Origin of the sequence: Candidatus Brevundimonas colombiensis (assembly GCA_029202665.1) — a bacterium.
Lineage (GTDB): Bacteria > Pseudomonadota > Alphaproteobacteria > Caulobacterales > Caulobacteraceae > Brevundimonas > Brevundimonas colombiensis.
In genome coordinates, this window is the sequence record CP119326.1 from 2,728,533 (window position 1) to 2,749,051 (window position 20,519).

Consider the following 20,519-nt stretch of genomic DNA (forward strand, 5'->3'; position numbering starts at 1 on the left):
GCGTTGGACCGGGATCATAGACGACGAACCGCCGCGGCTGTAAATCGCCGCGATTCTGAAATTTCCCGCCAGACGGAGCCGCCATGTCGGTCGAACCCCAGTCCGCGACCCTGATCGACGGCAAGGCCTTTTCCGCAACGCTGGTGCAGCGCGTCGCCGCCGCCGTCGAACGCCTTGAGGCGGATCACGGCGTCAAACCGGGTCTGGCGGTCGTCATCGTCGGCGAGGACCCCGCCAGCCAGATCTATGTCCGCAACAAGGGCGAGACGACCCTGCGCGCCGGTATGCGATCCGACACCCATCGTCTGGCCGAGACGACCAGCCAGGCCGAGCTTCTGGCCCTGATCGGCCAGTTGAACGCCGATGCGGGCATCCACGGCATTCTGGTGCAACTGCCCCTGCCCGCCCACATCGACGCGACCGTGGTGCTGGACGCCATCGACCCGGACAAGGACGTGGACGGGTTTCACGTCGTCAACGCCGGGCGTCTGGCCGTAGGCCTGCCGGGCCTGGTGCCGTGCACGCCGCTGGGCTGTCTGATGCTGCTGAAGGATCAGTTGGGCGATCTGTCGGGCCTGAACGCCGTGGTGGTGGGCCGGTCCAACATCGTGGGCAAGCCGATGGCCCAACTGCTGCTGGGCGAAAGCTGCACCGTCACCATCGCCCATTCGCGAACCCGCGACCTGCCCGCCGTCTGCCGGGAAGCCGACATCCTGGTGGCGGCGGTTGGACGGCCCGAGATGATCCGGAACGACTGGATCAAGCCCGGCGCCACGGTCATCGATGTCGGCATCAACCGCGTGCCGTCCGCCGATCCGGTCAAGGCGGCCGAGGGCAAGACCCGTGTGGTCGGCGACGTGGCCAGGACGGCTGTGGAGGTCGCCGGCCGTCTCACCCCGGTTCCGGGCGGCGTCGGCCCCATGACCATCGCCTGTCTGCTGGCCAACACCTATTCGGCCGCCTGTCGCATCAACAATATCGAACCGGAGCCACTGCACGCTTGATGCATCGCGGCGGCGGGCCGATAATCGACCTAACGGCGATCGTCGCCAATCGGGAGATGTCATGGTCCTCAACGCTCGCGCGCTCGCCGTCACCGCCGTCCTTATGATCACGCCGGCGGCCGCCGGCTGCGGCTACAACACCATCCCGACCAAGCAGGAGCGCGCCGAGGCCGCCTGGGCCGATGTTCAGAGCCAGTATCAGCGCCGCGCCGATCTGGTTCCCAATCTGGTCGCCACCGTCCAGGGGGCGGCGATCCAGGAGCGCACCACCCTGACGGACGTGATCAACGCCCGCGCCCGCGCCACCTCGGTCAACGTCTCGGCCAGCGATCTGAACAACCCCCAGGCCTTCCAGCAGTATCAGGAGGCGCAGGGCCAGCTGTCCGGCGCCCTGTCGCGCCTGCTGGTCACGGTTGAGGCCTATCCCCAGCTTCAGGCCAACCAGAACTTCCTGACGCTGCAGTCGCAGCTGGAAGGCACCGAGAACCGCATCCAGATCGCGCGCCGCGACTACAACGAGGCCGTGCGCGATTACAACACCACCCTGCGCACCTTCCCGCAGGTGATCTGGGCCAAGACGCTGCATGGCGGCTCCAAGCCCATGCAGCTGTTCACAGCGACCGCCGCCGCCCAGTCGGCGCCGCAGGTGAACTTCAACCTGAACGCCCCGCCGTCCAACGCCTCCGCCCCCGGCGGCGGCGCCGCCGCCGTCGCGCCTGGTTCCACCCCGCCGGCCCAGTGACACGCCTTCTCGCGCCGGGGCGGCGTCCGACCGGCGTCGCCGCCTGGCTGGCCGCTCTGGCCGTCGTCCTGCTGTTCGCCCTTCCGGCGATGGCGCAGTCAAAGATCGCGTTTCCGCCCCTGACCGGCCGCGTGGTCGATCAGGCCGGCCTGCTCGATCCCGAGACCGAACAGGCGCTGACCGACAAGCTGGCGGCGCTTGAGGCCGCGACCAGCGACCAGCTGGTCGTCGTCACCGTCAGCAGCCTTCAGGGCCAGGAAATCGAGGACTACGGCTATCAGCTGGGTCGCGCCTGGGGCATCGGCCAGAAGGAGAACGACAACGGCGCCCTGCTGATCGTCGCACCCAATGAGCGCAAGGTTCGGGTCGAGGTCGGCTATGGGCTGGAGCCGATCCTGACGGACGCCTTTTCATCCCAGGTCATACGCGACGACATCCTGCCGTCCTTCCGCGACGGCGATTACAAGACAGGCGTGGTCAAGGGCGTGGACGCCCTGATCGCCCAGCTGTCGCTGGACCCGGCCGAAGCCCAGGCCCGCGCCAAGGCCGTCGCTGAGGAACAGGCGACGCAAAAGGGCGGCTCCATCGCGCCCTTGGTGATCGTGGCGCTCATCTTCTTGTTCATGTTCCTGGCCGCCGCGCGGTCGGGTCGCGGGCGGCGCAGCGACGTCGGTTCGGTCCTGCTGTGGGCCGCGTCCGAAGCGCTGCGCAACTCGAGCCGGGGCGGCGGCGATTGGGGCGGCGGAGGCGGCGGCGGAGGATTTGGCGGCGGCGGCGGCGGTTTCGGCGGCGGCGGGGCGTCAGGAGGATGGTGATGAAGATCACGGACAGCGACCGCACCCGTATCGCCGAGGCCATCGCCAGCGCCGAAATGCAGACCTCGGGGGAGATTTTCTGCGTCGTGTCGCGGCGCGTCTCGTCCTATCTGGATGTCAGCCTGGCCTGGGCGGCGGGCGCCGCGCTGATCGCGCCGATCGTCTTCGTCCCCCTTGTTCTGGACCTGCGCTGGCCCAGTGATGGATGGGAGGCGGCGCATCAGGCGGCCGAGGCGGCGAGCACGGGACAGGCCCTGGCGCTCTACGCCCTGTCGCAGGCGGTGGTGTTCGTCGGCGTCTTTCTGTTGACGCGGATTCCGATGTTGCGTCGCCTGGCGACCCCCGCCGGCGTGCGGCGCGGGCGGGTGCGAGAGGCGGCCTTGCAGCAGTTCCTGGCCCACGGCGTCCATGTGACGCGCGAACGCACCGGCGTCTTGATTTTCGCCGCCCTGGACGAACACCAGGTCGAGTTGATCGCCGACGAAGCCATTCACGCCAAGGTGGAGGAAAGCGCCTGGGCCCAGGCCGTCGACGCCCTGACCCGCGAGTTGCGGGCCGACAAGCCCGTGGAAGGCTTTTCCGCCGCCATCGGCCTGTGCGGCCAGGTGCTGGCGCGGCATTTCCCGCCCCGCGCGGACAACCCCAATGAGCTGCCGGATCATCTGATCCTGCTGTGAATCGTCGTATCGGGGTCGCAATCGAGGACCAGAAGGCCTAGCCCAGGGTCGAAGCCACACGACATCCCAACGCCATGCCCCGCCTTCTCACCTATAATGTCCACCGCTGCGTCGGGACCGACCGCCGGCTGGACGTGGACCGCATCGTCGCCGTCATCGGCGAATACGAGCCGGACATCGTCTGCCTGCAGGAACTGGACGTCGGCCGTTCGCGCACCAACGGCGTGGATCAGGCCCGCGCCATCGCCGATGGTCTGGTCATGACCTCGCGCTTTCACCCGGCGATGCGGATCGAGGCCGAACAGTATGGCGACGCCATTCTGACGGCGCACCCCGAACGGCTGATCCGCGCCGACAGCCTGCCGACCGTCGCCGGCATCCCGGGGCTGGAGCCGCGCGGCGCCATCTGGTCCGAGATCGAGATCGACGGCGTGGCCCTTAACGTCTTAAACACCCACCTGGGTCTGGTGCCGCGCGAGCAGCGGCTGCAGGCCGCCGCCCTGACCGGATCGGGCTGGCTGGGGGGCTGCACCGGGCCGACCCTTCTGGCGGGCGACTTCAACGCCACCTCGATCACCCGCCCCTATCAGACCCTGTGCCGCAGTCTTGAGGACTGCCAGCGTCAGTTGGGCTTAAAGCCCAGCGTGAAGACCTTCCCCTCGGCCTTTCCCGCTATCCGCATCGACCACTGTTTCGTCAGCCCGCACATTCGCATACGCGCGGTGCGCTCGGCCTATTCCCCTCTGGCGCGGGTCGCGTCGGACCATCTGCCGTTGATCGTGGATTTCGACGTGGTTCAGCCGGGCGACTGACCGCCCTCCGACGCCGGTCGCGTTCGATGCGAGCGGTTCAGCCGTTTCCACGGCCGCCAGGCGTCCGTCGAGGATGTGGGGTCGCCCAGCTGCCATTCGGCGAACATCCGCTGGATGCGCGTCGGCGGATCCGATCCCAACGGCTTCAGCCGATCCGTCTCGAAGCTGCAGATCGCCTGACCGACCGAGCCGAACACCCCCTCCACCGCCGCATAGTCCTCGGTCGCCACGCCTAGCCAATGGGCGATGGTGCGGTGGCGATGAGCGGTGATGACCGCCCGGCCCGCCGCATCGGTCGGCTCGGCGGCGATGTCGCATTCGGTGTCCAGCCCCATTGACCGATTGTTCAGATTGGTCGAGCCGATCCGCAGCAGCCGATCATCGATGATCGACATCTTGGCGTGGACGATGATCCGGTCGCCGTCTTCGGTCAGGGGCGCGAAGGCGAAGAACCGATTGTATTTGTCCGCCTGCTCCAGCCGGTACAGCACCTCGGCGCGGGCGGTGTCCATCGTCAGGCTGTCGAACCAACTGGGGCTCTTGGCGGTGGAGACCACGATGATCTGCGGCCCGTCCGGTTCGGCCAGACGCTGGGCCAGCGCCGCCGCGATCACGGGCGAGGTGAAATACTGATTTTCCATATAAATCAGGCGTCTGGCGCGCCTGATCGATTCCAGGTGCAGGGCCTCGCTCTCGCGCACCTCGTGTCGCCCGCCCCATTTGGGTTCGGTCCGGGCGATGCCGACCGGCACTTCGGTCATCTGAACCGGGACGCCGTCAGGCCAGGGATCAGCTTCGACCTCGTCGGGGATGGTGCGTTCCCAGGTCGCCTTGAACCAGCGTTCGCGCGCCAGATCGCCCAGGGCGCGCGCCGCCGGGCCGTCCATCACCGACATCACCTCATGACGCGCCTTGCAGATCACGCCGCTGGGCAGGGCGCGGCGCGGATCGCCATCCAGATGCTCGTCGGAATCCCAGCGGTCGGTCGAGACATCGCCCCCGCCGCAGAAGGCCAGCTTGTCGTCGATCACCACCACCTTCTGATGGTGGCAGGCGCCGATGGGACCGGGCGAATCCAGCCGAAACTCCACCATCCGCTTGCGAAACCAGCGCTGGGCGCGGTGGGGATAAAACCCCTGCGACGCCGCGATCAACAGCGGCGACTTCCAGATCAGCAGCCGCACGTCCAGGTCCGGCTTCTTCTTGACCAGCATCCTCAGCTGCCGGCCGATCTCTGCACTCTTGTCGCCCGGCCGCGTTTCGGGGTCCAGATGGGTGCGCGGATCGAACTGCCAGCCCAGCAGGACGATGGACCGTTCCGCCTTCTGAATGGCCGAGGAAAGCGCGTCGAAATAGGCTTCGTTCTCCATCAGCACGGAAAACCGATGGGCGACCGCCGAGGTCCACAGACCCGGCCCCGGCTCCAGCAAACTGCCGTCGTAACTGTCGCCGCCTTGCCCCATGCAACCCCTCTGCCTGATTCGCGTGACACGGTGTCGGAGCGCCCTGATCCTCCGTTTCACGCGCTTGGCGCGGGGTCAATCTTTGAACGCGCCCGGCCATGAGGCGGGATTGTGACGTTCGCCGATCTGAGGCATAAGGCGCTGGGCTGTTCGGGCCGCGAGGGAGGGTGAAATGCAGGGACTGATCGAGCTGATCGCCGGCTTCATCGCTCTGCTGGCCGCAGCCGTCCTGTCGCAGTTCGGCGTAAACACCCACAACGCCAACCATTCCGACCGCGAAGTGCGCCGCGTCGTGGAGTGTCAGGACGCCGCCGCCTCTGCAGCCGTGGTGGACGGCAAGCGCGACTGCTGACGCGGCCTTTGCTCAGGCGTCGATCGACAGCTTAGGCGCGCCAGCAGGTTCCGTCCGCCTCATTCCTGTTCTAGGGTCTTGGCGGCGCTGTCGGACGCCAGCGTAGAGATCGAGTTTTTGAGCTGATGAAGTCTCCCAAACGGCCGCCGCTGAAGCTGACCGACGAGGACATCGTCGTCCCTATCGATGCGCCGTCCGTCGAAGAGACGCCGGTCTCGGAGACCGTGATCGAACCGGAACCCCTGACCGACGCCGATCTGGAAATCGTGCAGCCCACATTCGAACGACCGATGTCCGAACGTCGCCGTCGCCGCCTGCTGGAAGAACAGCGCCAGGCCGAAGAGCGCGCCGCCGCCTCGTTGGCGCCCAGCGCAGAACCCGAACCGCGATCGACAGTGGAAGTCGATCTGGCCGTCGCGGCCGGCAAGCCCCCCGCTCCGTTCGAACTGTCGTCGCCGCCCGCCGTCAAGCCGGTCGTCGCCAAGCGGGCGAATGATCCGTCGGGCCGCCACGCCTATCTGATCGCGGGCATCGCTTCCGCCCTTTGGATCGGCGGCGTGGCCTCCTGGGCCGCCTATGAGTTCGGTGCGGGCGGGGCGGAACTGGATCCGTTGCGGATCGCCATCTACGCCCTGATCGCCCTGGCCCCGGCGGGCCTGGCCATCATGCTGGCCCATGCCGTGCGGCAGGGGGCTGGTCTGGCCGCCGAGACCCGTCGCGCGCGTCAACTGGCCGAGGCGCTGGTCGCCCCGACGGCGCTGGCCGCCCAGCAGACCGGTCATGTCCTTCAATCCCTGCGATCCGACATCGACCACGCCGCCCTGGCGGCCGAGCGGGCGCGCAACGACATGGCCCTGCTGCGCGAAGCCCTGGCCGAAGAGACGGCGCGCCTGAACGAGGCGGCAGACAACGCGGGCCGCACCGCCCGTCGCCTGGCCGAGAACCTGGGCCGTGAACGCGATCAGATGCAGACCCTGGGCCTGCATCTGGACACCCAGGCCACCGGCGTCATCGACGCGGTCGAGCGCCAGTCGCGCATGGTCGCCGACGCCTCCGACTTGGCCCAGGCCCAGTTGCGCGAGGCCGAGGCCGCGTTGGCCGCCCGCGCCGCCGATCTGGCCGCCGCCGCCGGAGAGGCCCAGGACGCCGCCCGCGTCGCCGCCGAAGACCTGGCCCGCCAGACGATCCGGCTGGAGAACGCCGGATCGGGCGTGGCCGAACAGATTCAGTCGGTCGAAGAGGGGCTGGGCCAGCAACGCGCCTCGCTGGTCACCGCCGCCTATGCGCTGCGCACCGATCAGGAGGATTTCTCCGCCCAGGTCGAGAGCCAGCGCGCCCAGCTGGTCGAACATCTGTCGGCGACCCGCAGCGCCGCCGGCGATCTGGACCGCACCACCCAGACCTCGGTCGACGCCATGCGCGACCTGGTCGAAGCCGCCGCGGACCAGTTCCGCGCCCTGGTGGACATGTCGCAGCGCGAGGCCGACGGCTTCGATTCAGCCACCAAGGTCGCCCTGGACCGTTTCGAAGCCCTGGCCGCCGAGGCCCGCGACGCCCTGATGGAGGAAACCCGCCGCGCCCTGGAGCAGATGCGCGCCACGGCCGAGGATTCCCGCGCCGCCGCCGCTGACGCCGCCGAACAGGCCCGGCTGCGCGCCGACCGCCTGGGCGAAACCCTGTTCGACGCCGCGCAGAAGGCCGACAACGCCGCCGACGCCCGCATCGCGGATGCGCGCCGCATCGTGGGCGAAACCTCCGGCATCGTCGAGGAGGCCGGCGAGCGGATGGTCAACCGGCTGGAGACCCTGGTCGGGCGCCTGAACGAAGCCCTGTCCGAGATCGACACCGCCGTCGCCGACATCGACGAGCGCGCCGCCCGCCTGCCGCAGGAGGCACGCGTCCGCGCCGACGCCGTGCGCGCCACGGTCGAGGACGGTCTGGCGTCTCTGTCCGCCGCCTCGCGCAAGGCCGCCGAGGACACCGAGGCGCTGGACCTGGGCTTCCAGGAGCGGGTGCGCCGCAACTACGACATGCTGACCGAGGCCGTTCGACTGATGGGGGTGGTGTCCGGCGACGCCTCGCCCGCCCGTCGTCGCGAACCATCGCCCGAGGCCGAACGCGCCGAACAGCGCGCCCCGCGATCGCCGGTCCCGCCGCCGGCCGAAGAGCGCAAATTCGGCCTGCGCAGCCGCTTGCGGCTTGAGCCGACCGAGACCCCGCGCGCCGTCGCCGACGACCGCCTGGACTGGAGCGACCTGGTCTCGCAGGATGAAGGCGATGAGCCGCCGCTGGACCTGGACACGCCGGCTCCGGCCGCCGGTCCCACGCCCGCTGAGGCGGACGCTCTGTCCGAACGCGTGATCGCCGCCATTCGCCGCATGGGCGTCGACCCCAACGCCCTCCTGCCCCGGTCGCGGGTCGAGGAGGCCGCGCGCGCCATCGGCAAGGGCGACCCCGACGGCGGCCGCCAGATCGTGCGCCGGGTGGCGCCGGCCGCGGTTCGCAGCGTCTCGCGCCGGGTGCTCAGCGACGCGGAGTTGCGCGCCGACGCCGAACGTTACGTGCGCCATTTCGCCGGCGGCCTGGCCGCATCGGCCCGCACGGGCGACACGGCGGCGGTGCAGACCGCGCTGGCCTCGGACGCCGGACGCGCCTTCATGCTGCTGGACGCCGCTGTCGGCGATCTGGGCTAGGGAGCGCACGCACTTGACGGTGAGACAAACTTGCCTCCACTTGCGGGTCACCGAACTGTCATGGGCGGGACGATGGCCGGCACGATGAGCGAAATCGACAGCCCAGCGAGCGGCGACGCCGGAAACGGCGACCGACGGCCAGGCATCATCATCTGCGCCTATGAGGGCCAGAATGCAGGATGGGATCTGGTCGAGGACTTGTCCGGCGAAATCTGGAGCCCCGTCGGCGCACGCGCCGTGTCCATCGCCGGCGACGACCCCGACGCCCTGGCCTCGACCCTGGCCGCGCGCCTGGGCAGCGGCGAGTGCCGCGCTGTGCTGCTGGTCGGCCGGACGCACAAGGCCCAGGGTTTCCGGGTCCAGATGCGCGCCGAAAACCGCACCCTGGATCACAAGCATCGCCTGTCCAGCACGGGCCCCGGCGTCGCCCGCGCCACCGCGCCTGTCGCCGACATCCTGCGCGCCCTGACCGCCGCCGGTCTGCAGGCAGACGCCTCTTCCGAGGCGGAAGAGGATGCGGGTTCGTATCTGCTCTACCGGGTTCTGGCCGATCTGCCGGACGGGCCCTTGACGCCGGCCATCGGGCTGCTGCGCGCGCCTGCCCCGGCGAACGAAGCCGTCGTGCGCAAGGGCGTCAAGGCCGCCGCCTCGGCCATGGCCAGCCACCTGACGCCCCTGCCCCGCGTCAATTGAACCGGCGAAAGACATCGGACGATCTACGGTCTAGGTTGATCGGATGATCGCGAGTCGCAACCTGATCCTCTTCGCCGCCCTGAACGGCGCCATGGCGGTCGCCGTCGGCGCCTTCGCGGCCCACGGCGCCGGTCCGCAAATCAAGACGCTCCTGACCACCGGCGCCCAGTATCAACTGGTCCACGCCGTTCTGGCCGTCGCCGCCGCCCAGTGGCAGGCGGGCGGGCGGCTGTCGTCGACGGCCGGGTGGCTGGCGTCTGTCGGCGGTCTGATCTTCTGCCTGTCCCTGCTGCTGATCGCCTTTCTCGGCGTGCCGGCCTTCGGCGCCATCGCGCCCATCGGCGGGGTGCTGATGATCGCCGGCTGGCTGTGCCTGGCCTTCGCCGCCGTTCGTTCCTGATCGTTTCGCCTTTCGCAGAAAGACCATCCCCATGGCCTTCCCCACGCCCGCTGATCCGCGTCGCATCCTCTATCCCGAGGTCGAGGCCTATGCCTCGGGCTGGATGGCGACCGAGGGCGTGCATGAAATCTATTATGAGGAATCCGGCAATCCGCAGGGCGTGCCGGTCATCGTGCTGCACGGCGGTCCGGGCGGGGCGGTCAATCCGGGAATGCGCCGCTTCTTCGATCCGGCCGTCTATCGCATCATCATGTTCGACCAGCGGGGTTGCGGCCTGTCGCGCCCCCATGCGTCCCTGGAAGACAACACCACCTGGACCCTGATCGCCGACATCGAGCGACTGCGCGTCCTGTGCGGCGTCGAGACGTGGGTGGTGTTCGGCGGATCATGGGGTTCGACCCTGTCCATGGCCTACGCCATCACCCACCCGGAACGGGTCCAGGCCCTGGTGCTGCGCGGCATCTTTCTGCTGACCAGGAAAGAGCTGCACTGGTTCTATCAAGACGGGGCCTCGATGATCTTCCCCGACGCCTGGGAACGGTTCCTGGAGCCCATCCCCGAGGCCGAGCGGGGCGACCTCATGGCCGCCTACTACAAGCGGTTGATCGGCGACGACGTGGCCGAGCGCGAGCGGTGCGCCGTCGCCTGGTCGAGCTGGGAAGGCGAGACCGTCAGCGTGGAAGGCCCAAACGCCCGGCCCGAAAAGTTCGCCGAGCCAGAGTTCGCCGTGGCCTTCGCCCGGATCGAGAACTGGTTCTTCACCAACGCCGGCTTCTTCGAGGAAGACGGCTGGATCCTGAAGAATGTGGACCGGATGCGCCACATCCCCTGCTGGATCGCGCAAGGGCGGTTCGACGTGGTCACGCCGATTTCGGGCGCCTGGGCCCTGCATCGCGCCTGGCCCGAAGCGCGTCTGGACATCGTGGACGACGCCGGCCATGCCTCGTCCGAGCCGGGCATCGTCGACAGTCTGGTGCGCGCCACCGACTGGGCCGCGACCGTCAAAGCCTGACAGGGCGGGCCGCCAAGCCTATAGGCTTGGCGGCCTTTGGTCCTGTAACGCTTCAGAACCGACGGCTGCCTCGATCATCCAGGCTCCAGGCGCCGGGGCCAGCGGTGAAGATGTAAAGGAAGATGAAGCAGAACAGGATGGCGGCGTCGCCGCCGTTCACCGCCGGCATGGGATCGCGCGGGAAGTGGAACATCCAATAGGCCACCGCCATCTGACCCGAGGCGATCAGGGCCGCCGGGCGCGTGAACAGACCCAGCACCAGCAGCACGCCGGTCACAAGCTCGATCACCCCGCCGATGCCGAACAGGGAAAAAAGCTCCTGCTGACCAGGCTCGGCCCCTGCCGGAAAGCCGAAGAGCTTGACCAGGCCGTGGGCCAGAAACAGCAGACCGGCGATGATCCTGAGCGCCGCCAAGGCGCGGGACGACCAGGCGTTTGCTTGGTTCGACATTGTCTTCCCCTCTATTCCAAGCGCTCGCGCGCGATTCGGATTTCCCGGCCGGACCGAGGCCCGACCGGGAAACTTGATCCGAAAAATCAGGCGGCGTCCACCAGCACGATTTCGGCGTCGGACAGGGCTTTGACCGTCACCACGTCTTCCTGAGCGATGGCGGCGCCGTCGCGGGCGTTCAGGCGCACGCCATTGACCTCGACCTCGCCCTTGGCCGGAACCAGATAGCCCCGACGCTGGGCGCCCAGCGGATAGTCTGCGCTCTCTCCGGCCTGCAAGGTAGCGGCGACGATGCGCGCATCGGTGCGGATGGCCAGGGCGTCATCATCACCGTCGAAGCCCGAGGCAAGGACCACGAACTGACCGGACCGTTCGCCCTTCGGGAACGGCTTGGTGCCCCAGCTGGGCGCGTCGCCGCGTCGGGTCGGCTCGATCCAGATCTGGAAGATCCGGGTCAGTTCCGGCTCCGCATTATATTCGGCGTGGCGGATGCCGGTCCCCGCGCTCATCACCTGAACATCGCCCGCGACCGTGCGGCCCTTGTTGCCCAGGCTGTCCTCGTGGGTGATGGCGCCGTCGCGGACATAGGTGATGATCTCCATGTCGGCGTGGGGGTGGGGCGGAAATCCCGTGCCCGCCTCGATCTCGTCGTCGTTCCAGACGCGCAGATTGCCCCAGCTCATCCGCTTGGGATCATAATAGTTGGCGAAGGAGAAGTGGTGCTTGGCGTTCAGCCAGCCGTGGTTGGCGCCGCCCAGCGATTCAAAAGGTCTGCGTTCGATCATGGGTCTGTCCTCAGGCCGGGCCGTCCCGGCGTCATCTGCTTGACGACAAGATAGAGATCGGCGACCGAACAGAAATAGAAACCAACGAAACTCATTGTTTCCCTTCGCATAGGTCGCCCATGCCCCGCCTGCCCGATCTGGAAGCCCTGGCCATCTTCGCGAAAGTGGCGGAAACACAATCGTTTTCAGGCGCGGCCGACAGCCTGTCCCTGTCCAAGGCCACGGTGTCCAAGGCGGTGACGCGGTTGGAGCAACAGCTTCAGACCACCCTGCTGCACCGGACCTCGCGCCGGTTCGCCCTGACCGACACCGGGCGAAACCTGGCCGCCCGCGCCGCCCATATGCTGGCCGAGGCCGAAGGTGCGGTGTCGGAGGTGCTGGACATGTCGGTGACGCCGCGCGGGCTGGTGCGTCTGGCGGCGCCCATGTCGTTCGGCATGGCCTATGTCGCCCCCGCCCTGCCCGAGTTTCTGGCCACCAACCCCGATGTGTCGATCGACCTGCATCTGGCGGACGAGGTGATCGATCTGGTCGGCGGCGGGTTCGACTGCGCCCTGCGGATCGCCGCCCTGCCCGATTCCTCACTGACGGCGCGCAGGCTGAGGCCCGTCAAACGGGCCCTGGTCGCCTCCCCCTCCTATCTGGAGCAGCGGGGCCGCCCGACACACCCCGACGACCTGAACCGCCACGCCTGCCTCTGCTACGCCTATATGCCGACGCCGGACATCTGGCGGTTCAGCAATGCGCAAGGCGAAGAAGTGGTGGTGCGGCCGCAGGGGCCGCTCCGCGCCAACAACTCTGACGCCCTGACGGCGTCCCTGTGCGCGGGCCTGGGCATTTTTCCCCAGCCGGACTTCATCTACTGGAGGGATGTGGCGGGCGGCCATCTGGAGACGGTCATGACCGACTGGAGCCTGCCGCCCATCGCGCTTCACCTGGTCGCGCCCAACAGCGGGCCGCGTCCGGCGCGGGTCACGGCCCTGATGGACTATCTGGCGGCGCGGTTCAGCGGGCCGCTGTGGCCCGGCGATACGGTCGGACGCTAGGCGTCAGCCGCACTTCACCTCGCGCACGATGTCCGTCGATTGGTCATAGACGAAGTTCACCCGGTTTTCGCGATAGTCCATCGTCGCCGCGCAGGTGGTGCACAGGACGCGGAAGGTCTGGCCTGCGGGCGCCGTCGGTATGGTCGAGCGATTGCGGCCGACATAGTTTTGATAATCCGCGACCTTGCAGGCCTTGAAGCCGCCTTCGGCTCCCCCGGCCGGCGGCGCAGCGGATTGCGTCGGGGCGCAGGCCGACAGGGCGAGCGCACCCGCTGCGAGCAACGTGCTGACGATGGTTTTCATGATCCGTCCCTTTGCGATCAGCTTAGCCGCAGCGCACCTGTTCGATGACGCCGGTCTGCTCGTTGTAGAGAATGTTCAGGCGATAGGCCGAGAAGTCATGCGTCACGGGGCAGGTGGTGCAGGTGACGCGGCGGTTGATCACCTCGACCGGCACAGGGATTTCCGTGCGCGACTTGCCGACCAGATATTGCATCTCACCGGCCTTGCAGAAGTCTTCGGTCTGTCCCGTCGGCATTCGGCTGCCGACGGGTGGATTCAGTTGCGCCTGTTCGATCGCGCGGGGCGCGGGGGCCTCGGACACCGGGGTCGAACATGCCGCCAGCAGGCCCAGGGCGATCAGGCCGCCTTTTCCCAGCGCCCTTCGTCCGACTGTTTCCAATAGGCCAGATTGGCGCCCTGATCCTTCAGCGCCTTCCAGCGCCCGCGCGCGTGTTGCAGCGCCGGTTCGTCCCGCCCGTCGAAAATTATGAAGCATCGTTCGAACCCTTCCGTTGCGCCCATGTCTGCATCGTCGACAATGAACAGCGCCTGAGCGCCGTTCAGGTTCTCTTCCGTCTCGCTCAACAGCACGGGCTGACGCTGGGCATGGGGCTGATCGGCCCGGCCGTGCGGCAGGAAACTGTCGTCTCGAAACGTCCAGAGCAGTTCGTCCACATCGTCCAGGCGATGGGAATGCGACGACTTGACCATGGCCCGCCAACCCCGCTCGAGCGTCTTTTCGAGCAGGGTCGGCAGCACCTGATCCAGCGTCGACCGCTCCAGGTGGTAGAACCAGATTTCAGGCTTGCCGCTCATCCGGTCCTGTCGGCGATCAGGCTTCGTAGGTGTCGGCCACCATGCGGTCCAGGGTGCGCACAGCGAAGCCGACGCCACCCTCGGGCACGGTGGGGTTGGGGCTCTTGTTGGTCCAGGCGGTGGGGGCGATGTCCAGGTGCGCCCACGGCACGCCGTTGGTGAAGCGTTGCAGGAACAGGGCGGCGGTGATCGAGCCGCCGGCGCGGCCGTTTCCGGTGTTCTTCACATCGGCGATCTTGGAATCGATGTGCTGTTCGTAGATGGCCGGGATCGGCATGCGCCAGAAGTTCTCGCCCACCTTCTTGGCCGCCGCCAGGATCGGATCGGCCACATCGTCGGAGTTAGAGAAGACGCCCGCGTAATCCAGGCCCAGCGCCACGATCATGGCGCCCGTCAGGGTGGCCAGGTCGATCATGAACTTGGGCTTGAAGCGGCCTTGCGTGTACCACAGGGCGTCGGCCAGGACGAGGCGGCCCTCGGCGTCGGTGTTGATGACCTCGACCGTCTGGCCCGACATGGACACCACGACGTCGCCCGGACGCTGGGCGTTGCCGTCAGGCATGTTCTCGACCAGACCCAGCACGCCCACGGCGTTGACCTTGGCCTTGCGGCCGGCCAGGGCGATCATGGTTCCGGTCACGGCGGCGGCGCCGCCCATATCCCACTTCATGTCTTCCATACCGTCGGCCGGCTTGATGGAGATGCCGCCGGTGTCGAAGCAGACGCCCTTGCCGACGAAGGCGATCGGCTGACCGCCCGCCTCGCCGCCCTTCCACTGGATCACGGCCAGCTGGCTTTCGCGACGGCTGCCCTGGCCGACGCCCAGCAGGGTGCGCATGCCCAGCTTCTCCATCTCGGCCTCGCCGAGGATTTCGACCTCCAGGCCCAGGCTTTCCAGCGCCTTGACGCGCTTGGCGAACTCGGCCGGATAGAGGACGTTGGCCGGCTCGGACACCAGGTCGCGGGCGAAGATCACGCCGTCCGCCACGGCGGACAGCGGCTCCAGCGCGGCTTCCGCCGCACGCAGGTCGGAGGTGACGACGCGGACGGCCGTGATCGACGGAATCTTGTCGGCTTTTTGGGTGGTGCGATATTTGTCGAACCGATAGGCGGCCAGACGGGCGGCGAAACCGGCGCGGGCCGCCTGTTCCGGCGTCAGGTCCGAGGCGTCGATGGTCAGAACCTCGGCGCCCGACAGCTTGACCGCCGCATAGGCCGAACCGCCGAACGCCTCGACCGCCAGATCGTCCAGCTTGGCCTTGTCGCCCGCGCCGATCAGCAGCACCGCGTCGGCGTCCACGCCTGTCGTGGCGGCGATCAGCAGGCTCTGGCCCGCCTTGCCGGTGAAACGGCCCTTGGTCATCGCCTTGGTCAAGGCGCCGCCCGCCTTGCCGTCCAGCGCCGAACCGGCTGAGGTCAGGGCGCGATCCTCGAATACCGGAACCGCGACAATCTCGGCGGCGTCAACGGCGGCGACGAATTCGATCTTCATTCAATCAACTCCAGCCAGGCCCCACCCGGCGTCTGCTAAAGACTAAAAGACAATGGCGCGCCTGCTTGTCGCCGACGCGCCCTGATGTGCTACTAGATGCGCCTCAATGTCGCCGCCTGCAACCGGGCGAGATCCATCCGCCCATGAACCTGATTCAAAGATACCTTTTCCGTCAGATCCTGTTCCCTGTGGTCGCCGCCTGCGCGGCGCTGGCGGGAATCGGGATTCTGAGCCAGAGCCTCGACCAACTCCAGGTCATCGTGGAGCGTGGCCAGAGCGTGTGGGTCATGATCAAGCTGACGATGCTGGCCCTGCCGCAACTGCTCGCGGTGATTCTGCCCATCGGTCTGTTCGTCGGCGCCCTGATCGCCCTGACGCGGCTTCAGCGCGAACAGGAGCTGACCGCCAGTTTCGCAGGCGGCATGACCCGGTGGCAGGTGATATCCCCCGCCGCCCGCATCGCCGTGCTGGTCGCCCTGGTCACCCTGATGGTCAATGTCTTCGTGCTGCCCTGGGCGCAGCAGGAAGCGCGGCGTCAGGCCTTCGACATCCGCACCGACCTGGCCGCCCTTCTGGTCGAAGAGGGTCAGTTCGTTCAGGGGCCTGACGGCCTGACCGTCTATGTGCAGCAGATCGAACAGAACGGCCTGCTGAAGAACCTGTTCGTCTATCTGGACGACAAGGACAAGGTCACAACCTGGAACGCCTCCGAGGCGCGGTTCAGCCGCGACGCCGCCGGCACGCCCGTCCTGACCATGATCGACGGTTCGGCCCAGCGTTACTCCTCGGGCGGCGTGCTGGAGACCCTGTCGTTCGGTCGCTACGACTTTTCCCTGGCGCCGTTTGTCGGGGTGACCGACACCCTGCGCTACAAGCCGACCGACCTTTATCTGCGGCAGTTGCTGAACCCCACGGCCAAGATCATGGAGATCGCCGGCTCGCGCGGCGAGCTGTTGGCCGAGGCCCATTCACGCCTGTCGTCGCCGCTGTACGCCCTGGTCGCCATGGCCCTGGCGCTGTCGGCCATACTGGGCGGATCGTTCAGCCGCACCGGCTATACGCTGCGGATCGCCAAGGCGGCGGGTCTGTTTCTGCTGCTGCGGGTCATCGGCTATGGCCTGGTCGCCGGCGGGGCCTGGAATGCCAGCCTGAACATGCTGCAATATGCGGTGCCGATCGTCGCCATCGCGGTGTCCCTGCGGGTCCTGTTCCGCGCCCTGAAGCCGCGCCGCAGCCGCACCGCCCGCGTCCTGCGCGATCTGAAGGCGAGGTTCGCATGACCGCCGTCACCCCGCATTCGCCAACGCCTGTCCGTCGATCCCCGCATATCCCGCGCCTGGGCGTCATCGAACGCTATGTGCTGGTGCAGCAGTCCAAGTCTCTGGCGGTCTCGCTGGCGGTGATCGCCGCCCTGGTCATGCTGATCGACTTCGTGGAGGTGTCGCGCGGCCTGGGCTCGAACCAGGATCTGTCGGCCGTACGCATCTTCGGCCTGGTGCTGTTGAAATCGCCTTCGGTGATCCTGCAACTGATGCCGTTCGTCTTCCTGTTCGGAACCCTGTCGGCCTTCATCGGCCTGAACCGGCGCAGCGAACTGATCGCCATGCGGGCGGCGGGCGTCTCGGCCTGGCGGTTCGTGCTGCCGGCGGCCGGCATGGCCTTTGTCCTGGGGGTGTTCACGGTGACGGTCCTGGGACCGCTGGCTTCGGCGGGAGATGGCCTCTGGCAGCGCGAGCGCGCACGCATCTCGGGCACCGCGCCCGGCGGCGATCCCAATGCGGCGATCTGGCTGCGCGAAGGCGACGACCAGCGCCAGATGATCATTCGCGCCGGTCGGCAGGACCGCGCCAACGCCCGCCTGCTGAATGTCAGCTTCTTCATCTACACCACCGCACCCGGCGGCGGCCGAACCTTCTCGGAGCGGATCGACGCCAAGTCGGCCTCGCTGAACGCCGGCAGCTGGCGGCTGACCGACGCGGTCGGCGCCCAGATCGGCCAGCGCGCCGTCAGCTATTCCAGCCTGACCCTGGTCTCCAGCCTGGCCGACGAAGAGGCGTTCGAACGATTCGCCCGGCCGCAGGCGACGCCCTTCTGGTCCCTGCCCAATCAGATCAGCCGAATCGAGAATGCAGGCTTCACCTCGACCGCCTATCGGCTCCGCTTCCAGCAGCTTCTGGCCACGCCCCTGGTGTTCGCGGCCATGTCGATTCTGGCGGCCGCCTTCTCGCTGCGCCTGATGCGGCTGGGCGACCTGGCCCGGATGAGCGCGGCGGCCGTGGTGCTGGGATTCGCTTTCTTCTTCCTGAACCAGTTTTCATCGGCCATGGGCTCGGCCGAGGTCGTGGCGCCCTTCTTCGCCGCGTGGCTGCCGCCCGTTCTGACGGCGCTCGCAGCCTTTACCTTGCTGTTCTATACCGAAGACGGCTAATCGGGCGCTCGCTTCTTAGAATACGGATGGCCTATGCAGGGTGATCGCCACGATCGGCGCCGCAACGCTTTCAGAGCAAGGCTTCTCGCCGGCGCCGCCTTGGCCGCCTGCGCGCCCTTGGCTACGCCGGTCCTCGCCCAGACGACCGCTCCGGCCGTTCAGGTCGCAACGCCGTCCGACGACCTGGCGCCGAGCGCCGTCTATGTGGACGCCGACAACGCCCAACGCATCGGCGATACGATCGTGGTCAGCGGCACGCCCGAGAACCGCGCCTATGTCCGCACGCGCGGCCATGTGCTGCGCGGCGAGAGCCTGTCCTACGATCTGAACGCCGGTTCGGCGAAGGGGCAAGGCGATGTCGAGGCCATCGCCCCGAACGGCACGGTGGTCTATGCCAGCCAGCTTGAGCTGGACCAGAACCTGACCACAGGGGTCGCGGTCGATTTCGCCACGCGGCTGCCGAACGGCGCCAGCCTGATGGCCGCGACCGCCGTGCGCCGCAGCGAAAACGTCAACGAGCTGAACTACGCACGGTTCACCCCCTGCCCGCTGTGCGACGCCAAAGGCCCGCGCCGGCCCACGATCTCGATCCAGGCGGAGCGTGTGGTTCAGGACGAGCAGCTTCGCGCCATCCTGTATCGGAACGCCGTCTTCTACATCGGCCCGCTGCCGGTCTTCTACACGCCCTTCTTCGCCCACCCCGATCCCTCGGTCGACCGGGCGTCCGGCGTCCTGGTCCCGATCGTCAACTTCGATGAAGGCCGTGGCGTTTCGGTGGAGGTTCCGTATCTCCACGTCGTCTCGCCCTCCGAGGACTGGCTGATCAGCCCGCAGATCAACACCAAGGTCGCCCCGCTGCTGAACCTGCAATGGCGCCGCCGGTTCGCGAACGGCATGATCGTGGCGCGCGGCGGCTATACCAACGAACGCAACTTCGGCGACTTCGACATCAACGGCGACGGCCGACTGGAAAGCAACGTCCGCTTCGGCGATCGCGAGAACCGCAGCTATCTGCTGTCTCACGGAGAATTTGATCCCGCCGGTCCCTGGCGCTTCGGGTTTACGGCCGAGCGGACATCGGACAAGACGCTGTTCGACCGCTACAGCGTCCACACGCCCTATCAGGACAACGGCCTCTATTACGGCGACCGCCGCCGGCTGATCAGCCAGATCTACGCCGAGCATCAGACCGATCGCTCCTATGTGTCGGTCGCGGCCTTCTCGATCCAGAGCCTGCGCCTGGACCCGGCCTTCGCCGCCACCGACTTCCGCGACGCCGACGGTTTCAAGGTATTCGAAGACGACCACACCCTGCCGCTGGTCGCCCCCCTGATCGACGCGCGGTGGGAGCCGCATGAGCTGGTGATGGGCGGACGGCTGCGGCTGAAGGGTTCGGCGGTGTCGCTGTATCGCGATCGTTTCGTCGGCGCCCCGATCCTGAACCCCGCAATCGTCCCGCCGGTCACCACGGGCCTGAACGGCGTGGACAGCCGCCGCATCACCGGCCAACTGGAATGGCGACGCACCGTCATCCTGCCGGTCGGGGTGCGCGTCGAGCCGTTCGTGGACACCCGCGTCGATCTGTATTCCATGTCGGAACTGCCGCCGATGATGGGAATCGACAGCGACGCCACCATCAGCCGCTCGCGCCTCAGCGCCGGGGTGGACGTGTCCTATCCGCTGATCAAGCGCGCGGGCGACGCCGACATCATCCTGGAGCCGGTGGGTCAGTTCTCGGTCTCCAACAAAGTCGATCTGGATCCCCGCATTCCGATCGAGGACGCGCAGGTTCTTGAGCTGGACGAATCCTCCCTGTTCCGCATGGATCGCTTCTCCGGCTACGACCTGCTGGAGGGGGGCGCGCGCGTGACCGCCGGCGGACGGGCCACCATCCGTTGGTCCGAAGGGCGAAAGGCCAGCCTGTTCATCGGCCGCAGCTATCGCTTCCAGCAGCAGGACGACTTCAAGACCTCCATTCCCGACGCGCCCGCGCGCCTCTACGATCCCACGGGCCTGGCGTCCGAAACCTCGGACTGGGTTGTGCAGGGCGATTTTTCGCCGTCAGACCGTATTCGCAGCTGGTTCCACGCCACCGTGGATGGATCCGGCGAGGTTCGTCGGGCAGAGGCCGCGCTGGACGGGCGCTGGGGTCGCCGCAACCTGGCCACCGTCAGCTACATTCTGGACCAGTCGAATCCGGTGAACGGGCCGCTGAACCGCAACTACGAGTTCGTTCAGCTGGCGGGCCAGCAGTTCCTGTATCGCAACTGGGGCTTCACCGTCGCCGGCATCGCCGATCTGGACCAGAACGAGATCACCCGGTCAGAGGTGGGGATGCTGTTCGACGACGATTGCCTGCGGTTCGAGCTGGGTTATCGCCGCGACAACACCCGCGCGCGGCCCGGCGGACCGTCGGAAGGCTTCTATGTGCGCCTAAACCTCGCCACTTTCGGAGGTTCAGGTTATGGACAGGGCGACATGCGTTGAGCATGACGCTTTACGGGGCGCGACCGCCTGCCCGTCTGGCCGGCGGACCGCTGTGAGGAATCAGGACGA

Annotated in this window: 21 protein-coding genes; 14 read left to right on the forward strand and 7 right to left on the reverse strand. The window is 67.7% G+C overall.

The window, feature by feature from the left end:
* Nucleotides 1-83 precede the first annotated feature (83 nt).
* The 5 genes from folD (at nucleotide 84) to P0Y50_13335 (ending at nucleotide 4,050) form a co-directional block, all read left to right on the forward strand.
* The gene (folD, locus tag P0Y50_13315) at nucleotides 84-1,004 is read left to right on the forward strand and encodes a bifunctional methylenetetrahydrofolate dehydrogenase/methenyltetrahydrofolate cyclohydrolase FolD (GenBank protein ID WEK39504.1); all 921 of its coding nucleotides are present in this window, start codon (nucleotides 84-86) and stop codon (nucleotides 1,002-1,004) included.
* A 61-nt stretch (nucleotides 1,005-1,065) separates the two neighbouring features.
* Nucleotides 1,066-1,746: a LemA family protein gene (locus tag P0Y50_13320; GenBank protein WEK39505.1), complete on the forward strand. Its 681-nt coding sequence runs from the start codon at nucleotides 1,066-1,068 to the stop codon at nucleotides 1,744-1,746.
* Between the two features lie 89 nt (nucleotides 1,747-1,835).
* Entirely contained in the window at nucleotides 1,836-2,561 is a 726-nt protein-coding gene (locus tag P0Y50_13325) for a YgcG family protein (protein ID WEK41580.1), read from the forward strand.
* Entirely contained in the window at nucleotides 2,561-3,238 is a 678-nt protein-coding gene (locus P0Y50_13330) for a TPM domain-containing protein (GenBank protein ID WEK39506.1), read from the forward strand. The genes P0Y50_13325 and P0Y50_13330 overlap by 1 nt, the downstream gene beginning before the upstream one ends.
* 74 nt (nucleotides 3,239-3,312) lie before the next feature.
* Nucleotides 3,313-4,050, forward strand: coding sequence for an endonuclease/exonuclease/phosphatase family protein (locus tag P0Y50_13335; protein WEK39507.1), 738 nt, complete (start codon nucleotides 3,313-3,315; stop codon nucleotides 4,048-4,050).
* Here P0Y50_13335 and P0Y50_13340 read toward each other — a convergent pair.
* A complete protein-coding gene (locus tag P0Y50_13340) occupies nucleotides 4,035-5,513 on the reverse strand; it encodes a phospholipase D-like domain-containing protein (GenBank protein WEK39508.1) in 1,479 nt (492 codons plus the stop codon). The genes P0Y50_13335 and P0Y50_13340 overlap by 16 nt on opposite strands.
* A gap of 172 nt (nucleotides 5,514-5,685) precedes the next feature.
* Here P0Y50_13340 and P0Y50_13345 point away from each other — a divergent pair, with 172 nt between their 5' ends.
* The 5 genes from P0Y50_13345 to pip all read left to right on the forward strand — a co-directional run bounded on the left by P0Y50_13345 (nucleotide 5,686) and on the right by pip (nucleotide 10,663).
* Nucleotides 5,686-5,865, forward strand: a complete 180-nt coding sequence (locus P0Y50_13345) for a hypothetical protein (protein WEK39509.1) — start codon at nucleotides 5,686-5,688, stop codon at nucleotides 5,863-5,865.
* A 125-nt stretch (nucleotides 5,866-5,990) separates the two neighbouring features.
* The gene (locus P0Y50_13350; GenBank protein WEK39510.1) at nucleotides 5,991-8,558 is read left to right on the forward strand and encodes a tipN; all 2,568 of its coding nucleotides are present in this window, start codon (nucleotides 5,991-5,993) and stop codon (nucleotides 8,556-8,558) included.
* Nucleotides 8,559-8,642: 84 nt separating this feature from the next.
* On the forward strand, nucleotides 8,643-9,251 hold the full coding sequence (locus P0Y50_13355) for a hypothetical protein (protein ID WEK39511.1): 609 nt from the start codon (nucleotides 8,643-8,645) through the stop codon (nucleotides 9,249-9,251).
* 43 nt (nucleotides 9,252-9,294) lie between these two features.
* The gene (locus P0Y50_13360) at nucleotides 9,295-9,651 is read left to right on the forward strand and encodes a DUF423 domain-containing protein (protein WEK39512.1); all 357 of its coding nucleotides are present in this window, start codon (nucleotides 9,295-9,297) and stop codon (nucleotides 9,649-9,651) included.
* Nucleotides 9,652-9,682: 31 nt separating this feature from the next.
* Nucleotides 9,683-10,663: a prolyl aminopeptidase gene (gene pip, locus P0Y50_13365; protein ID WEK39513.1), complete on the forward strand. Its 981-nt coding sequence runs from the start codon at nucleotides 9,683-9,685 to the stop codon at nucleotides 10,661-10,663.
* 52 nt (nucleotides 10,664-10,715) lie between these two features.
* Here the strand turns inward: pip and P0Y50_13370 are convergent, their stop codons facing one another.
* On the reverse strand, nucleotides 10,716-11,114 hold the full coding sequence (locus P0Y50_13370) for a DoxX family protein (protein WEK39514.1): 399 nt from the start codon (nucleotides 11,112-11,114) through the stop codon (nucleotides 10,716-10,718).
* Nucleotides 11,115-11,200: 86 nt separating this feature from the next.
* A complete protein-coding gene (locus P0Y50_13375; protein ID WEK39515.1) occupies nucleotides 11,201-11,899 on the reverse strand; it encodes a pirin family protein in 699 nt (232 codons plus the stop codon).
* A 119-nt stretch (nucleotides 11,900-12,018) separates the two neighbouring features.
* Between P0Y50_13375 and P0Y50_13380 the strand changes: the two genes are divergently transcribed.
* Nucleotides 12,019-12,945: a LysR family transcriptional regulator gene (locus P0Y50_13380; GenBank protein ID WEK39516.1), complete on the forward strand. Its 927-nt coding sequence runs from the start codon at nucleotides 12,019-12,021 to the stop codon at nucleotides 12,943-12,945.
* Between the two features lie 3 nt (nucleotides 12,946-12,948).
* Here P0Y50_13380 and P0Y50_13385 read toward each other — a convergent pair whose 3' ends face one another.
* The 4 genes from P0Y50_13385 to P0Y50_13400 are packed head-to-tail and all read right to left on the reverse strand — an operon-like array spanning nucleotide 12,949 to nucleotide 15,535.
* Nucleotides 12,949-13,248 (reverse strand): hemolysin, encoded by a 300-nt coding sequence (locus tag P0Y50_13385; protein ID WEK39517.1) that lies wholly within the window; start codon nucleotides 13,246-13,248, stop codon nucleotides 12,949-12,951.
* Between the two features lie 22 nt (nucleotides 13,249-13,270).
* Nucleotides 13,271-13,627, reverse strand: a complete 357-nt coding sequence (locus P0Y50_13390; GenBank protein WEK39518.1) for a hypothetical protein — start codon at nucleotides 13,625-13,627, stop codon at nucleotides 13,271-13,273.
* Complete coding sequence (locus P0Y50_13395; protein WEK39519.1) at nucleotides 13,585-14,043, reverse strand: DNA polymerase III subunit chi; 459 nt, start codon at nucleotides 14,041-14,043, stop codon at nucleotides 13,585-13,587. Before P0Y50_13395 ends, P0Y50_13390 begins: the two co-directional genes overlap by 43 nt.
* A 16-nt stretch (nucleotides 14,044-14,059) precedes the next feature.
* Nucleotides 14,060-15,535 carry a leucyl aminopeptidase gene (locus P0Y50_13400; GenBank protein WEK39520.1) on the reverse strand — a complete coding sequence of 492 codons (1,476 nt, stop codon included), beginning with the start codon at nucleotides 15,533-15,535 and terminating at the stop codon, nucleotides 14,060-14,062.
* A gap of 143 nt (nucleotides 15,536-15,678) precedes the next feature.
* Between P0Y50_13400 and P0Y50_13405 the strand changes: the two genes are divergently transcribed.
* The 3 genes from P0Y50_13405 (at nucleotide 15,679) to lptD (ending at nucleotide 20,450) form a co-directional block, all read left to right on the forward strand.
* A complete protein-coding gene (locus P0Y50_13405) occupies nucleotides 15,679-16,815 on the forward strand; it encodes an LptF/LptG family permease (GenBank protein WEK39521.1) in 1,137 nt (378 codons plus the stop codon).
* Nucleotides 16,812-17,963, forward strand: a complete 1,152-nt coding sequence (gene lptG, locus P0Y50_13410; protein ID WEK39522.1) for an LPS export ABC transporter permease LptG — start codon at nucleotides 16,812-16,814, stop codon at nucleotides 17,961-17,963. Before P0Y50_13405 ends, lptG begins: the two co-directional genes overlap by 4 nt.
* Before the next feature lie 117 nt (nucleotides 17,964-18,080).
* Complete coding sequence (gene lptD / locus P0Y50_13415; GenBank protein WEK39523.1) at nucleotides 18,081-20,450, forward strand: LPS assembly protein LptD; 2,370 nt, start codon at nucleotides 18,081-18,083, stop codon at nucleotides 20,448-20,450.
* Nucleotides 20,451-20,519: the final 69 nt, after the last annotated feature.

Bases quoted from the DNA above. Each gene is read 5' to 3' on its own strand.
- P0Y50_13385 (WEK39517.1), bottom strand. From the start codon at position 13,248: ATGAAAACCATCGTCAGCACGTTGCTCGCAGCGGGTGCGCTCGCCCTG.
- folD (WEK39504.1), top strand. From the start codon at position 84: ATGTCGGTCGAACCCCAGTCCGCGACCCTGATCGACGGCAAGGCCTTT.
- P0Y50_13370 (WEK39514.1), bottom strand. From the start codon at position 11,114: ATGTCGAACCAAGCAAACGCCTGGTCGTCCCGCGCCTTGGCGGCGCTC.
- P0Y50_13350 (WEK39510.1), top strand. From the start codon at position 5,991: ATGAAGTCTCCCAAACGGCCGCCGCTGAAGCTGACCGACGAGGACATC.
- P0Y50_13340 (WEK39508.1), bottom strand. From the start codon at position 5,513: ATGGGGCAAGGCGGCGACAGTTACGACGGCAGTTTGCTGGAGCCGGGG.
- P0Y50_13400 (WEK39520.1), bottom strand. From the start codon at position 15,535: ATGAAGATCGAATTCGTCGCCGCCGTTGACGCCGCCGAGATTGTCGCG.
- P0Y50_13355 (WEK39511.1), top strand. From the start codon at position 8,643: ATGAGCGAAATCGACAGCCCAGCGAGCGGCGACGCCGGAAACGGCGAC.
- P0Y50_13325 (WEK41580.1), top strand. From the start codon at position 1,836: ATGGCGCAGTCAAAGATCGCGTTTCCGCCCCTGACCGGCCGCGTGGTC.
- P0Y50_13330 (WEK39506.1), top strand. From the start codon at position 2,561: ATGAAGATCACGGACAGCGACCGCACCCGTATCGCCGAGGCCATCGCC.
- lptG (WEK39522.1), top strand. From the start codon at position 16,812: ATGACCGCCGTCACCCCGCATTCGCCAACGCCTGTCCGTCGATCCCCG.
- P0Y50_13380 (WEK39516.1), top strand. From the start codon at position 12,019: ATGCCCCGCCTGCCCGATCTGGAAGCCCTGGCCATCTTCGCGAAAGTG.
- P0Y50_13395 (WEK39519.1), bottom strand. From the start codon at position 14,043: ATGAGCGGCAAGCCTGAAATCTGGTTCTACCACCTGGAGCGGTCGACG.
- pip (WEK39513.1), top strand. From the start codon at position 9,683: ATGGCCTTCCCCACGCCCGCTGATCCGCGTCGCATCCTCTATCCCGAG.
- P0Y50_13375 (WEK39515.1), bottom strand. From the start codon at position 11,899: ATGATCGAACGCAGACCTTTTGAATCGCTGGGCGGCGCCAACCACGGC.
- P0Y50_13405 (WEK39521.1), top strand. From the start codon at position 15,679: ATGAACCTGATTCAAAGATACCTTTTCCGTCAGATCCTGTTCCCTGTG.
- P0Y50_13360 (WEK39512.1), top strand. From the start codon at position 9,295: ATGATCGCGAGTCGCAACCTGATCCTCTTCGCCGCCCTGAACGGCGCC.
- P0Y50_13335 (WEK39507.1), top strand. From the start codon at position 3,313: ATGCCCCGCCTTCTCACCTATAATGTCCACCGCTGCGTCGGGACCGAC.
- P0Y50_13345 (WEK39509.1), top strand. From the start codon at position 5,686: ATGCAGGGACTGATCGAGCTGATCGCCGGCTTCATCGCTCTGCTGGCC.
- P0Y50_13320 (WEK39505.1), top strand. From the start codon at position 1,066: ATGGTCCTCAACGCTCGCGCGCTCGCCGTCACCGCCGTCCTTATGATC.